This window comes from Paludibaculum fermentans (genome assembly GCF_015277775.1).
GTDB classification, from domain to species: domain Bacteria; phylum Acidobacteriota; class Terriglobia; order Bryobacterales; family Bryobacteraceae; genus Paludibaculum; species Paludibaculum fermentans.
Genome location: NZ_CP063849.1, coordinates 6,895,334 through 6,909,726 on the forward strand (window position 1 = coordinate 6,895,334; position 14,393 = coordinate 6,909,726).

The following is a 14,393-nucleotide window of genomic DNA, read 5'->3' on the forward strand; positions in this document are numbered from 1 at the left end:
ACGCATGCAGGGGCAGGTCACTCCGCCGCCGCCGGAGGTGCTGGCGGCATTGGAATCCATTCTTCGTTCGCCCCTGTTCACCAGGGCCGAACGCCAGTCTCGGCTGCTCCGCTTCATCGTCGAGAACGCCCTCATTGGCGACCCCAATGCCCTCCGCGAGACGTCCATCGGCCTGGAAGTCTATGACCGTCCGGCCGATTTCGATCCCAAGGAAGACACCATCGTCCGCGTCGAGGCCTCACGGCTCCGCTCGCGTCTGGTCGAATACTACGACGGCGACGGCCGAGATGCCCTCATCCGCGTCTCCATCCCTCGCGGAGGCTACGTTCCGGCATTTGCCTATACGCGAATCGAGCAGCCCGCCGCGGCCAAACTGCCCGAGGCGCCCGCCAGCCCGCCTCCGCCTGTGGTGCGCGCCAAGCCGCACATTCGCTGGATCTTAGCCGCAGCCGGCGGCCTGATGCTGCTGACCCTGGCCGCCTGGCGCTACAACCGTTCGCCCGTGGCCGCACCGGACGACAAGGACGCCGAAGCCCGCAAACTCCTCAGCCTGGCGGCGCCGCTCTCCCACTACTACACCCCAGACAGCCTCGCCCAAGCCCGGAGACTGCTGGAGCGCGCAGCGGAACTCGCGCCGGACTCCGCCGAAGTCCAGGCTGCTCTTGCCGAGGCTTATCTTGATTCGGCCAACACCAACTCCGCCCTCCGCAAAGGGCTGGCGCCCAAAATCCTGAAGGCCGCCCAGCGCAGCCGGGATCTGGCCCCGTCCTCGCCCGTCGGCTATACGGCCCTCATCCGCTACCACCGGGACCTCACCATGGATTGGAATGCCGCCAAGCTGATCTGTGAACAGGCGATCCTCCACTCCCTGAAGGAACAGCCCTTCCTCGGCTCCTGCGCAACGGTGGAAAGCCTGCGGGGGAATCACGAAGTCGCCTGGACCTGGGCCGAACGCTACGCCGAGGCTCAGCCCAACAGTGCCGGCGCCAGGAGAACATTGGGCGAAGTTTACTACCGCGCCGGTCAGCTTGACCGTGCTGCCTCGGCTCTTCGCAAAGCGGCCGCCCTCTCCCCCAAGGGACGCATCTCTCCCTGGGAGTACCTCGCGCTGGTCGCCGTGGCCAAAGGGAAACCGGACGAAGGGCTGGCGGAACTCGACCGGGAAGCCCCCTACGAGTTCTCCAAGCGCGTCGACCTCTACGCCTACCGCGGCTTCGTCGCGGCCAAGGCCGGCAAACGCGCCGAGGCGGAGAAGATGCTCGCCCTCGTCCAGCACGAGGTCACCGCCAACCACGCTGCGCCGGTCTACCTCTCCTGGATCTACCTTGGGTTGGGCCAGCCGGGTCTCGCCATCCAGCACCTGGAGCGCGGGGTCGAACGGCGCGACGACACCGCCGCCGACTTTCTGGCTGACCCGGCCACCATCGCCCTGCGCGGCTTACCTCGTTTTCAGGCCGCCGCCCGCAAGCTTGGGCTCGACCAGCTCACCGGACTCTAACTCATTCCATTCATTGACCGGACCCCGGCGTTACGAGCACGTTACCAGCGCTCGTCACGGGCGAGTTGCCTCGCCGTCACTCCCACCGCACTAGCGCCGCCCGCCAAACTCGGATTCGTTGGAGCGGCCGCCCTGGCCGCCATCACCCGAAAGGATCCACCCATGAAAAACATCTTCCGAGTCCTGCTTCTGGCCGCCGCCGTCACTCTCCCGGCCGCCTACGGCCAATACTCCACGCCGGTCCGCGAGGTCGAAAAGCCGGACAAGCGGCCCGTCACCATCAGCTATGGCTGCACCTCGGCGGCTTCCTGCACCAACCTCCTTGGAGTTACCATCCCTGCGGGCTCCCGGCTTGTCCTGGAGTATGTCTCCGCATTCATCTCCCCAAGTCCGGCGAACACAGGCAGCCGGGCCCTACTCATCCAGGTCAACGGGCAGAATCACTACATCCCGGCAAAGGACCTGACCTTTAGCGGGCAATCGATCCTGTCTGAAACCGTGAAGATCTACTGCGACACAATGCCGTACGTAGCTATCGCAGGCGGCAGTGTCGGTACAACGGTCGACATTACCCTCACTGGCTACTTCGCCACCAAGTAGGCCCCGTATGGCGCGACTTCCTTCTGTTCTCCTGGCCGCCTTCCTCACGGCGGCCACCGCGCCGGCGGCTCCGCTACTCTTGACCATCGGCGGTGACACCAATGGGGTACCCCGCCACCTCGTCGCCTTCGATGCCGGCACCCAAGTGACGGCCGCCCCTATCGTCCTGGGCAGCGGCTCCACCGGCTACGCTGGAGGGCTCGCTCTCAGCAGTGGAGCCTTCTACGGCATCGAATCCGACGGAGTCTCAGATGCCAACCTCGTGAAGATCTCGACCGCCGGCAGCGTCACCGCCCTGTTCTCCGCCGGTCAATATTCCTATGGCGGACTGGCCATCCTGGCCGGCCAACTCTATGGGATCCGTACGGATATGTTCGGCGCCAGCGAACTCGTCACCTTCGACCTGGTGAACCAGATGGTGAACTCCGTCGGGGTCGCCGGCTTACCCGACGGCCTGTATGGAGGACTCTCTGTTGGCCCGTTGCCCGGCAAACTCTACACCGTCCACAACGATGGTTCCGGCGCGTCCACCCTTTACGAGCTGGACTTGGGGACCCTCACCTCGACCCCCATGACCATCAGCCTCGGCAGCGGCTTCACCGGTGGGCTGGCCTTCGACAACGGCCGCTTCTACGCCCTGGCCAGCGATCTCAACGCGTCCAGCACCTTGTACCGCTTCGAACTGACGGACCTGACGCCCACGGCCCAATTCGTCCTGGGTGACGGCTACCTCAACGCATCGCTCACCACGGGGGCCGAGGTGCCGGAACCAGGCACGCTGCTGCTGGCCGCGGGGGGCCTGCTCCTGCTCGGTTTTCGCCGTTGGAGGCGATAAAGAGGCCTGGCCGTGACGCTGGACAGCAATACCCGCAGCGAGATCCGCGAAAGCGTCCGGAACCTCCAGCCCATCGGCGACAGGTTCCGGACCCGCTTCTTCACGCGCCTGGTCCGCCTGGCGCCGCCCCTGGCCGCCCGGCTGCGCCAGCGCCTGGACGGCAACATGGATCTGGTTCGGATGGCCTTACTGAGCCTCGACCACCTGGAAAGCGAGCAACTCCTGGATGCCGTCCTGCGCGAACTGGGCGGCGAGGTAGCGGATGGGCTGGCTCCCGACGACCTGGCCCCGATAGGCTCAGCCCTGATCGGCACCGTCCGTGAGTTTCTCGGAGGCGAGTTCACCCAGGAAAAGGAGGAGGCCTGGGTGAACTTCTACGCCCACTTAGCGCAGCAACTGGAGCGTGGCGCCGCCGGCCGGGAGGGGCAATAGCCGAGCCCGGTCACCGACGGTTCTGAAGACAACTCGATCACTGATGGCCATCAGGCCGGCAGCCCCGAGTTCCCGGTGAGATCGACCGCGGAGTACACGATGCCGCAAAGCCTCCATGCAAGGGCTGCCCGCTGCCCTTACCTTCGCGGACCCCACGGTGAGGTTTTCCAGGAGCAATGCCGGAGCATGGGACCCTCGTGGATTCACACTGAAGCTATGCAGCCGGCTTTCTCAGGTGCGTCGCGCGAGGTTCGCCAAGGCGCGTGACCAAATCACGTCAGGTGGCCGGCTACGGTCATTTGCGGCATTTCTGATCGCCGAATCCTGCGTTCTGGGGAAGGAATCGGAAGGCCGTATCGTGCTCAGGAGCCTGTCGAAACCGCAAACTCGACAGCGGGAACCCACATCTTGTCCGTGAGCTTCCACCAAGAGCGAAGGCTTGGAGAAATGCCCGCACCTGCAAACTGGTTTGTTGAGGGTGCGCCGGCTATGAAGCGGTACGCCGAATCAGTCCGTTCCGCGTGCGGGGACCCGGAAGTGCTTGGCGTGTCTCCATCGAACATTCATTCCTCGGTGCGAGCCGCCCGTCAAATCCACGGGGGTCCGCGCGGTGCATGTTGTGGTGTAGGCCCGGCCGTCTGTTCGGCAGTTCTTACCTGCCGCCGGCCGGCTTTCCTGGAAAAGCAAACAGCTTGAAGAGCTGTTCCCCATCTCTCCAGTTGCTCCCCTAAGCCCCACAAAGAAAAACACTTCTCGACCCATCCGGAGTTCCGCTCCCGCAGGCGCCTCAGCGCGGCTCATTCCTGAAGTCCACTGATGGACTCCGACGTGCACTATCCAATCTCCCGCAACCTGTGGATGGGCCTGGGTGAGTATCCGCTCCAGCCAATCCAGGGCGCCGGGTCCGGAGGGGCGCGATTCGTCCGCCTGGCGATGATCTCATTGACTCCACGGCGCTGATCGTCGCGATGAGCAATGGATCTTTCTGCTTCTGGCGGCTAGCCGGACGACGGAAGGGAGCTCGGAAACGCCGCAACCCGCGTGCGGCGAGTTCCAAAGGGAAGCCGGTCGATTCAGGGCCGAAATATTGCGAAGCCGCCTCAACCGGGACCACGGGCGGACGACTGAAAGGACAGGCCACATGCAAGAAACAAGGTCAATCCGGAAGATTGCATTCGTTGGGGACCACGTACCACGCAAGTGCGGGATCGCCACCTTCACTTCCGACCTGCTGGGCGCCGTTGCCAACACGCATCCCAGAAGCGACTGCCGCGCGGTCTCAGTGACAGACATTCAAGGGGAATACGACTACCCGGCGGTAGTTCGCTGCGAAATCGAGGAACAGAACGAGAGCTCCTATGTGGAGGCCGCACAATACCTCAACAGCAGCGAAGTGGATGTTGTTTGTGTCCAGCACGAGTTCGGAATCTATGGTGGCCCCGCGGGTGCTCACTTGCTGAGCCTGCTGTCCCGCCTAGAAGCGCCGGTGGTTACCACGCTCCACACCGTGCTCCCCCACCCCAACATGGACCAGTTCCGCGTGATGCAGGAGATAGTGGATCGTTCGGCGCGGCTTGTGGTGATGACCGAACGGGGCCAGACCATCCTGCAGGAGACCTATCAGGCGCCGCAGGCCAGAATCGATCTCATCCCACACGGCATCCCGGACGTGCCTTTCGTGGAACCGGAGTTCTACAAGGAACAGTTCGGGCTGAGCGGCAGAAGGGTATTGCTGACCTTCGGACTCCTCTCACCGAACAAGGGCATCGAGACCGTAATCAAGGCTCTGCCTGAGATCGCCGCTGAGTTTCCGGATGTGGTGTACCTGGTTCTGGGCGCCACTCATCCCAATGAGTTGCGCACCCGGGGCGATGCGTACCGCAACCACCTCGAAGCCCTGGTGAAGCAGAACGGGGTCGAGCACAACATTCAGTTCCTGAATCGCTTCGTCCCTCTACACGAGTTAACCGAGTTCATCGGAGCGGCGGATCTTTACATCACGCCCTATCTCGACGAGGCGCAGATCACATCGGGCACTCTCGCCTATGCGTTCGGAGCAGGCAAGGCGGTGATCTCGACGCCTTACTGGCACGCCGCCGAACTGTTGAAGGACCAGCGCGGCGTCCTGGTGCCGTTTGGGAGCCCTTCCGCGATCGCCCAGGAGGCGAAAGCGCTGCTGCGCGACCGGCCGCGATGGAACGCCATGCGCAGGCGGGCCTACGGCCTTGGGCGGGAGATGATCTGGAGCAGCACGGCCAGGCGCTATATGAGCTCCTTCCTGCTGGCTCAGCGGCCGGCGACCAAGGAACTATACGCCGTGGCTCACGCCGCGGCCTCCGGCCAACGCGAGGACGATATGGCGCGTATCAATCTGGAGCCACTCTGGCCCGGGCCCGATTCAACCGTGGCACGCAGGTGGTAGCGGCTCAATGACGCACACTTGTTCCGCGGCGGGAGTGGTCCATCCTCATGGACTGCTCGCCGGACAGCGCCGCCCCGCGCTGGATGGGCCGGGGGCGAACCGATGAGCCAATTGACGTCAGGCGCGGCGCTCGAAGCCGCGCGGGACCAACGTCCGCTGGCGGCCATCATCGTGGCCCATCCCGATGACGAGATCCTCTGGTGCGGCGGCTTCCTGCTCACTCATCCAGAGTTCAGCTGGCGTATCTTTACCCTCTGCCGGGCGCATGACCCGGACCGGGCCCCCAGGTTTCGCCGCGTCCTTCAGCGATTCGAAGCAGTGGGCGCAATGGCCGACCTCGATGATGGCCCGGAGCAGGCGCCCTTGCCGGTGGAGCAACTCAACGCCACCATCGCCGGCCTGCTGGGCGGCGACCGCTATGACTTGATCCTGACGCACGGCCCAATGGGCGAGTACTCCACCCACAGGCGCCACTCGGAGTGTTGCCGGGCCGTCGCTGTGCTGTGGCAGGCCGGCGTCATTGATACGCGGCGCTTGTGGATGTTTGCCTACTCCGACGGTGGACGGGCTTACCTGCCCCGCGTTCGCGCGGATGCCGATTGGCGGGACCTGCTGCCGAGTGATGTCTGGCTTGAAAAACGCAGGCTGATCACTGAGATCTATGGATTTGCGCCCGAAAGCTGGGAAGCACGAACCACACCCGGAGAAGAAGGGTTCTGGTGCTTCGATTCAACGAAAGCAGTTGCGGCGCGTTTGGCCGGTTGGGGACAGAAACAATGAAAGTGCTTGTATTGACGGAATACCCGCCCTCGGCGGCGGGTCTTGCGACCCAGGGGGAGCTGTTCTGCAGAGGCCTGCTGGAGGCCGGGGTGGATGTCCATCCCGTGCATTTCGAGTCGCCGCAGGAGAAGGAGTGGTACTACCGCTGGTTCCGGCCGGATGTTGTGGTCGGCATCGGGTTCTGGGGGCATGTGCCGCACCTGGTCCTGCACCCGCAGCAGTTTGGCTTGACCGCCATCCCCTGGCTGGTTGCGGATGGCTACGTGGCGGCGCATCACGAAGTCCTGGATGCGCTCCCTCTGGTGCTCGTCACCTCCACTTGGGTCAAGGAGACCTACATCCGGGATGGCCTCAGCGGGCACAACATCGAGGTTCTGCCGGTGGGCTGCGACACCGATTCTTTCATCCCGCGCGGCGCCGACGATCCGAAGGTCCAGTCCATTCGTGAAGCGCTGGGCGTGGGCGACGGCCAGCAGATGATCCTGACCGTGGGCGGAGACGCCGCGTCGAAAGGCGCTCAGGAAGTCATGCGGGCGCTGGCACTGATCCAGTCCGAGGCGCCCGATTGGAAGTATGTCTGCAAGGTCTGGCCTCAGCCTCGCACCGTGCAACAGAATCTGGTCGACCTTCAACTGGCTACCCAACTGGGCATCAACGACAGGGTTGTCTATTCCACCAACGTCGTCTCGCACAACTTCATGCCTTACTTGCTGGACGCCTGCGACATCTATGCCGCGCCATCCCGCCTGGAAGGCTTCGGAATGCTGCACGTGGAGGCGAATGCTTGCGGCAAGCCGGTGGTCGCCGTTCGCGCCATGGCATTCCTGGACACCATGGTCCACGGGGAAACGGCATTTCTTGCCGAGGTGGCGGAGGAGATCAAAATCACTGAAGGGATCTTCGGGGAAGGGCACGGCATCGACTCCGGCCATCGCATCGTCTTCCCAACTCCGCGCACCGTGGAGTTCCGCGCCAGCGTCGAAGATCTCGCCCAATATCTTCTGGAACTCATGCGGGATCAGGGCCTGCGACGGCAGATGGGTGAAGCAGGGCGGAAGCGGGTAGTCGATCTCTTCGACTATCGGCGTGTGGCCAGGCGTTTTCTGGAGATTGTCTCCAGCCGGTTGGGGATTCAGTGATCACCAGATTGCGAGGCGCATCTTCCCATGGATGAAAAATCAGCAGCCGCCGTTGAAATGGCCAGGTCGGCAGCGCTTCGCGTACTGCTCCACAATGCGCACGGTCCGTTCGATGGACTTCCGAGGACCGCCGGCTGGGGCTATCCTGAGCCCTACACGCGCGACCTCATGCTCTCCGCCTTCGGGATCCTGGTGAGCGGCAATGAGGTGCTTACCGGTGCGCTGCGCCGCACGCTGAAGGCACTGGCCGCCCACCAGACGCCGCTGGGGCACATCCCGTCCCTGGCCAACGATCCCGACGACCGCGGAGCCAGCGATTCGACTCCGCTCTTCCTGCTGGGCCTGGCCTTGTTCAGGCAATCGGAGAATGAACCGGAGTTCCTGAAAGAGCCTGCGCGCAAGGCATTGACCTGGATGCGGTACCAGAGCCCCGATGACACGGTCATGGTCGCGCAGCTCCCAACCAGCGATTGGCGGGATGAGCAGTGGGTGCTGGGTTATGGGCTGTTCGTGAATACGCTCGTCTACGGCTACCTCATGCTGTATGGCGAGCACGAATCCGCCGCTCGCCTGCGTTTGCTGATGAACAGGTTGGAGGCTCTCAGTGAAGCTCGCGACCCGCACGTGCATGAGGGTCTGGTGATGCCGTCCCGGCCCTACTACGCGCTGTTCTCCTACAAAATCTACAACAGCGACCGATTCGATCTGCTGGGCAACAGCCTGGCCATCCTGACGGGCATTGCCTCCCGCGAGCGGTCGAGAAACATAATCGCCTGGGTGGAGGCTGAATGCCAGACGCTGCGGGAGAAGGGTGACCTGATCGTGAATCTGCCACCCTGTCTGTTGCCCTTCATCCGGCCGGAGGACCCCGATTGGCGGCCGCGCTACGAGATCTTCAACCGGCCCGGCGACTACCACAATGGCGGCGTGTGGCCGTTTGTTTGTGGTGTCTACATAGCCGCCTGCGTGGCGGCCGGACGCATGGGATTGGCTCGCCGGAATCTGCTGGCGCTGACGGAACTGGTCAAGCCATGGCATGAGAACGAGGCCGACTGGGGCTTCAACGAATGGATCAAGGCCCAGACCGGCCAGCCCAGCGGCAGAGACTGGCAGACCTGGTCGGCAGCGATGTATCTTTATGCCGCGGAATGCGTCCGGCTCGAGCGTACACCGTTCTTTGAAGAGGTGCGCCAAAGCAATCGCGGTACGGCAAAACCGCCGGCTGGTTAAGCTCTCTTTACATGGCTGTTGAAATCCTGCGTCCTCTCCACACCGGCTGCACCGTGTACGAAGCGAACAAACTGGAAACTGAGTCACCCGCATGAAGAAACTGATTGTTTTCGACCTGGACGGTACCCTGGCAGAGAGCAAATCGTCTCTCGATACCGAGATGGCGGTACTGCTGCAGGACCTGCTCGGCATCGTCAAAGTGGCGGTGATCTCCGGCGGCGACTGGCCTCAGTTTGAGAAACAGGTACTCGCCCACCTTCCGAATGACGGGAGTCTGGCGAACCTTTCCCTGCTGCCCACTTGCGGGACGAAGTTCTTCCGGCACACCGGCGCTTGGGAGAAGCTCTATTCGGAAGACTTCACCCTGGACGAGAAGACGAAGATCATCGCCTCGCTCAACCAGTCGGTCGCCGAATCGGGCTTCGGTGTCGCGAAGGTCTGGGGTGAAGTGGTGGAGGACCGAGGCAGCCAGATCACTTTCTCCGCCTTGGGCCAGCAGGCTCCGCTCGAGGAAAAGAAGCAATGGGACCCGGATTTCGTCAAGCGGAAACAGATCAAGTCGATTCTCGATCGCCTCATTCCCGGATTCTCCGTGCGGCTGGGCGGCGCGACCTCCATCGATGTCACCAAATCCGGCATCGACAAAGGGTACGGAATCAGGAAGCTGACAGAAGTCCTGGGCATCTCCGTCAAGGAGATGATTTTCATCGGTGATGCCTTATTCCCTGGCGGCAACGACTTCGCGGCTCAGCAGGCCGGTGTCGTTTCGATCTGTGTTCGCGACCCCCACGAGACAAAGCGAGTCATCCAGATGAGCATCGCCTGCCTCTCCGACAAGGGCCGCATGGCCTTGTGCTCATAACTCGCCTAACAGTCTGTGGCGGAAGTCCCGCTAGCCGCGCGGCAAGGGCTTGCGAGCCCAGGGCGCGAAGAGCCGGCCGAACTAGTGCCGGCCACTCGGAGGCCGGCTCGACACTGCCATGGGCCGCAACCCCTTGTCGCCCTTTGGGTTCGCTCCGCCGCCGCCTTCCTCCCAGAAAGAGGCGACTCTCTTTGGAGCGGCTTCGAAGTTGCACTTGAGCTGCCATTCTGGTACCGGCGGCGGTGCGAACGCGGCTGCGCGACTTCCGCCACAGGCTGCTAAGGCCGCTGTGCTTTCTTGCTCCTGTAGGTTGGCCACTCCCGTGCACTCAAAAAGGCAGGGCCAAACCCGCCAACCCATAGTGGCCCGCGGCAATTCGCCCGGATACCTGCCAGTGGTTGGCCTGCGGTTGGCTGCGGCGCAGGAGTTGGTCACTACATACCTCGGGAGGGGGCAATCGATGCTAATGAACACGAAGAGCCTGAAGGGCCTGATCGTGCGAGCCAGCGATGGAGAACTGGGCACCGTGGAGAAGCTCTATTTCGACGACGACACGTGGGGCATCCGCTACCTCACGGTGGCAACCGGCGGCTGGCTGGGCGGCCGTGAGGTGTTGATCTCTCCGATTTCCATCACGGCTGCGGACTGGCAGGCGCAACGGCTGGATGTGTCGCTCACGATGAAGCAGGTGGAGGACAGTCCCGCCATCGATACGCATGAGCCCGTTTCCAGGCAGCACGAGGCGGCGTACCTCGGCTATTACGGCTATCCGGACTATTGGGGTGGGCCGCACATCTGGGGGCCTTCCTTCTATCCGGCCGGCCTGGCTTTGCCCACGGGTGCCGCCATCCAGGCGGTGGCGGACCGCATCAGCAAAGAGCCGATCGACTCCCATCTTCGCTGTACCGAGGCCCTGGAGGGATACTCCATTGATGCGGTGGACGGCGGCATCGGCCACGTCTGCGGCTTTGTCTTCGACGATTACGCCTGGGCGATCCGCTACGTCGAGGTAGCCACGAAGCTGTGGTTGCCGGGCAAACGCGTCCTCTTCTCCCCTGGCTGGGTGCAGCGGGTAAGTTGGCCCGAGTCCAAGTTTGTCGTCGGCCTCACCCGCGAAGCCATCCAGGAGGGGCCTGCCTACGTGGAGTCCATGCCCGTCACCCGCGAGTATGAGAACCAGCTCTATGCCCACTATGGCCGGCCGCCGTACTGGCTGTTTGAAGGCGACCACCGGCCGGCCTTCTCCTACGACAACGTTTGAGTCCGCAGGCAGGCCCCGGTTCAGTGAGCAAGGGCCGCCTGCCTCTCTCCGCTGTCGCAATGCATCGGGCGCCTGGCTGGTGAAAGAACGGAATGGGAGGGTTGACTGTGTCGAGACGCAAACTATGGATTGTCTGGTCGAGTGCTGGCGTTGGCTTCGTTCTACTGGGTCTCACCGGCTTGGGCGTATACTTCTCGCGGCGATTTGAACCCTTTCTCCGCGAGCAGACCATTGCTTACCTCGAAGACCGCTTCGATGCCGATGTCGAACTTGCCGTGTTGAAAGTCCGGATGCCGCTGGCGTCACCCATGGAGATTCTGGCTCGCCGCGGCAAAGGCGCCATGGCCCGCATCTCCGGCGAACGGATCACGTTCAAGCTCAAGTCGATGCCGGACCGGCCCACCTTCATGACGATGCGTAAGTTCTCCTTTGAGGTGGATTTGAACTCCGCCTTCGAGAAGAAGGCTCTTGTCCGCAAGGTCCGGCTGGAAGGACTGGAGCTGAAGATGCCGCCCAAGGGCGAGAAACCTCCGGCGGCCCACGCGGCCCACGCCAGCGCTCCCCAGGTCGCCGTCCACATCGACGAGATCGTGGCCGACGGGACCCGGCTCTCGATCATCCCGCGGGATCCCGCCAGGGATCCACTGGTCTTTGAGATTGCCAAGCTGCGTCTGGAATCTGTTGGAAACGGCGAGCCGATGCGCTACACAGCCGTGCTGACCAACGCGAAGCCGCCCGGGCTCATTCACGCCACCGGCAGCTTTGGACCGTGGAATGCCGAATCGCCTTCCGCTACCCCCTTGTCGGGTCAATACGATTTCCGCAATGCTGATTTGAGCGTCTTCAAAGGGATTGCGGGCAAGTTGGCCGCGACGGGCCAGTTCCACGGCGAACTCGGCCGGTTCGAATCCGACGGAGAAGCCCGCGTGCCGGACTTCCAGCTGACCATGTCGGGCAACCCGATTCCCCTGGCGACGAAGTACCACGCGATCGTCGATGGCACCAACGGGAATACCATTCTCGATCCGGTCGAGGCAAAGCTGGGCCAAAGCACCTTCGATGTGAAGGGTGCGATTGCGAGGTACGCCGGCGAGAAAGGCAAAACCGTCGATTTGGACGCCATCTTCCGGAACGGGCGTTTGGACGACGTGCTGCTGCTGGCGGTCAAGGGCCCGAAGCCCATCCTGCGCGGCGGCCTGGGACTGCACGTGAAGATCCTGCTGCCGCCAGGCAAGGGTGAGGTGGCCGATCGCCTGAAACTGAATGGGAACTTCCGGCTCATCGAGGCGCGCTTCACCAACCCCAGGATTCAGGAGGAACTGGATATCCTCAGCCGGCGCGCGCAAGGCCAGCCTCACAATGAGGAGGTGGATGAGGTCCCCTGGCGCATGGATGGGGTGTTCCACATGAGCGGAGGCCGCGTCGCCTTCGAGAAGTTGAACTTCGCGATTGATGGCGCGAAGGCGGCGATGGCCGGTAGCTTCGTCTTCGCCGGCCAGGAGCTGGACTTCCACGGGACGGCGCGCGTGGATGCACGCCTCTCGCAGATGATGATGACGAGGTGGAAGCGTTGGCTGCTGAAGCCGGTGGACCCAATTTTCGCCAAAGAGGGCTACGGCACGGTAGCCGATTTCAAGATCTCCGGGACGCGCGAAGCGCCTGTTTTCGGCTTGGATCGTAACGGGTCCAAGGATAAGGACCACGACCAGAACGCGAAGCACGCGACACCGCCGCAGCCTCAAGCAGCGCCCGCCCGGCATTCGGCTGTCCGGGCACAGGGCCTCCCCTAAGCCGGGGGAACTCCCTGCTATCGCCAGAGTCCGGCCGGAAGGGCCTCGCGAACACAACTTCAAGCGCGTGCTTGTGGGGGCGCTGGAGACGCCACCACCGTCACGGTGGCATCCCCGATCGCCGATGCCGGTAGCGACACCGACAGGGGCAGTTCATACATCTGCGGCCGGAACGGCAGCGACAGCAGCACCTTGCCGCCGGCCCGGACCTCGTAGGATTGCAGCGGCTCCCGGCCGGCCAGCGCCGTGGTCCATTCCACGATCACCCGGTCGCTGTCGCGCTTCAGGTTCACTGAGACAGGCTGCACCAGCGTGTTCGTCTTCTCCTGGAAGTAGTTCGTCGCCGCACCGTGCCGCGCCTCGGAATCCTTCTCAATCCGGACCCGCTCGATTTCGGAGGGCAGGTCGCTCATCGCGGCCGTCAGGTTGGCCACCATCTGGTCGGCCTCGGGCTTCTCCCGGTTGATCATGCCGGTGCCGATGATGGCGCACGAAACGCCCGGCAGCGATACGGAGTAACGCACCAGGTCGGAGTAGGCGACTGCTTCTTGATTTCCTACCGACAAAATGACGTCATCCGGCGTGCGTGAGAAACGCGGCTGCTTGCCATAGTACGCGCCGTCGGCGAACACTTTCATCGCGATCACGCCCAGCCCGCGTGAAATGGCCAAGGGCAGGACGTTGTTCTGGTGTGAGCTGCACAGCCGGTCATTGGCGTTCAGCGCGACCAGCACGGTGTCGATCACATTCTCGGAATCGCGCCGGATGGCGCTCATCAACACCGGCGAGCTCTGGTGCCCGGTCACGCCGATGTGCTTCACATAGTGCCGGCGCTCGGGATTCAGGCCGGTGTAGTTGGTGCCGTCGCGATAGTCGAGCAGGCCCGCCAGCGCGCCGATTCTCTCCGGCCGCTTCGAGCCGCGCTCGGCAAATCCTTCGTATACCTGGTTCACCTGCTCCAGCGTCGTCAGATTGTGGATCTGGATCGAGTCCACATAGGCGCCCTCGGGGATGAAGCCCTTGCCGTCACCGAAGATCTGCGTGAGCGAGCGTTTCAGCTCGTCGACGGCGGTCAGCCCGGAACCGCTGGGATCCAGGGCCAGGCGCCGACCTGTCTTTGTCGCGACGAAGAGCTTCTGTCGCAGCGCCCGGTCGTAGCTCGTGTCGGAAGGCGTCAGATGCAGGCGGCGGAAGGCCTCGCCGTAATTCATCTGGCTCGGCCCATAGGCATTGGCCGTGTCGAGGTAGTTGAGCCCGAGTTGGACTGCTCTGACGATGATGTCGGCCGGATCGATGCCCGGCTTCGTCCACTGCAGCGACGCCTGGCCGCCCAGGGCGAGCGGTACTACTGTCCGCCCGGTGCGCCCCAATAGCCGCTTGGGAAACGTGGTGGCCGCCTGTGCGAACAGCGGTCCGGGGCCCAGGACTCCTGCGGCCGGAACCGCGCCCAACACACTCAGAATTTCACGTCGAGAGATCATGCTGCCTCCTTCTCTGCCTTTAGCCTCTGCCAATGTCTATTTTAGGCTCTCAATATCGGTATT

13 protein-coding genes are annotated in these 14,393 nt (G+C 63.3%); 12 read left to right on the forward strand and 1 reads right to left on the reverse strand.

The genetic code is table 11. The features are described 5' to 3' along the window. Nucleotides 1-4: 4 nt before the first annotated feature. The 12 genes from IRI77_RS27170 to IRI77_RS27225 all read left to right on the forward strand — a co-directional run bounded on the left by IRI77_RS27170 (nucleotide 5) and on the right by IRI77_RS27225 (nucleotide 12,849). Complete coding sequence (locus IRI77_RS27170) at nucleotides 5-1,498, forward strand: tetratricopeptide repeat protein (protein ID WP_194448126.1); 1,494 nt, start codon at nucleotides 5-7, stop codon at nucleotides 1,496-1,498. 162 nt (nucleotides 1,499-1,660) lie between these two features. After that, nucleotides 1,661-2,098: a hypothetical protein gene (locus tag IRI77_RS27175; RefSeq protein WP_194448127.1), complete on the forward strand. Its 438-nt coding sequence runs from the start codon at nucleotides 1,661-1,663 to the stop codon at nucleotides 2,096-2,098. Between the two features lie 7 nt (nucleotides 2,099-2,105). Beyond that, nucleotides 2,106-2,933 carry a PEP-CTERM sorting domain-containing protein gene (locus tag IRI77_RS27180; protein ID WP_194448128.1) on the forward strand — a complete coding sequence of 276 codons (828 nt, stop codon included), beginning with the start codon at nucleotides 2,106-2,108 and terminating at the stop codon, nucleotides 2,931-2,933. 12 nt (nucleotides 2,934-2,945) lie between these two features. Then, nucleotides 2,946-3,365 (forward strand): globin family protein, encoded by a 420-nt coding sequence (locus IRI77_RS27185; RefSeq protein WP_194448129.1) that lies wholly within the window; start codon nucleotides 2,946-2,948, stop codon nucleotides 3,363-3,365. Nucleotides 3,366-4,181: 816 nt separating this feature from the next. Next, nucleotides 4,182-4,325, forward strand: a complete 144-nt coding sequence (locus IRI77_RS27190) for a hypothetical protein (protein WP_194448130.1) — start codon at nucleotides 4,182-4,184, stop codon at nucleotides 4,323-4,325. A 181-nt stretch (nucleotides 4,326-4,506) separates the two neighbouring features. Beyond that, on the forward strand, nucleotides 4,507-5,787 hold the full coding sequence (locus IRI77_RS27195; protein ID WP_194448131.1) for a glycosyltransferase family 4 protein: 1,281 nt from the start codon (nucleotides 4,507-4,509) through the stop codon (nucleotides 5,785-5,787). 102 nt (nucleotides 5,788-5,889) lie between these two features. Then, a complete protein-coding gene (locus IRI77_RS27200) occupies nucleotides 5,890-6,567 on the forward strand; it encodes a PIG-L deacetylase family protein (protein ID WP_194448132.1) in 678 nt (225 codons plus the stop codon). Beyond that, on the forward strand, nucleotides 6,564-7,706 hold the full coding sequence (locus tag IRI77_RS27205) for a glycosyltransferase family 4 protein (protein WP_194448133.1): 1,143 nt from the start codon (nucleotides 6,564-6,566) through the stop codon (nucleotides 7,704-7,706). The genes IRI77_RS27200 and IRI77_RS27205 overlap by 4 nt, the downstream gene beginning before the upstream one ends. A 57-nt stretch (nucleotides 7,707-7,763) precedes the next feature. After that, nucleotides 7,764-8,936 carry a glycoside hydrolase 100 family protein gene (locus IRI77_RS27210; protein ID WP_228486339.1) on the forward strand — a complete coding sequence of 391 codons (1,173 nt, stop codon included), beginning with the start codon at nucleotides 7,764-7,766 and terminating at the stop codon, nucleotides 8,934-8,936. Between the two features lie 91 nt (nucleotides 8,937-9,027). Beyond that, a complete protein-coding gene (locus IRI77_RS27215) occupies nucleotides 9,028-9,798 on the forward strand; it encodes an HAD-IIB family hydrolase (protein WP_194448135.1) in 771 nt (256 codons plus the stop codon). Between the two features lie 466 nt (nucleotides 9,799-10,264). Then, complete coding sequence (locus IRI77_RS27220; RefSeq protein ID WP_228486340.1) at nucleotides 10,265-11,059, forward strand: PRC-barrel domain-containing protein; 795 nt, start codon at nucleotides 10,265-10,267, stop codon at nucleotides 11,057-11,059. Nucleotides 11,060-11,166: 107 nt separating this feature from the next. Next, nucleotides 11,167-12,849 (forward strand): translocation/assembly module TamB domain-containing protein, encoded by a 1,683-nt coding sequence (locus IRI77_RS27225; RefSeq protein WP_194448137.1) that lies wholly within the window; start codon nucleotides 11,167-11,169, stop codon nucleotides 12,847-12,849. Between the two features lie 59 nt (nucleotides 12,850-12,908). Here the strand turns inward: IRI77_RS27225 and IRI77_RS27230 are convergent, their stop codons facing one another. After that, complete coding sequence (locus IRI77_RS27230) at nucleotides 12,909-14,330, reverse strand: aldo/keto reductase (RefSeq protein WP_194448138.1); 1,422 nt, start codon at nucleotides 14,328-14,330, stop codon at nucleotides 12,909-12,911. Between the last annotated feature and the right edge of the window lie 63 nt (nucleotides 14,331-14,393).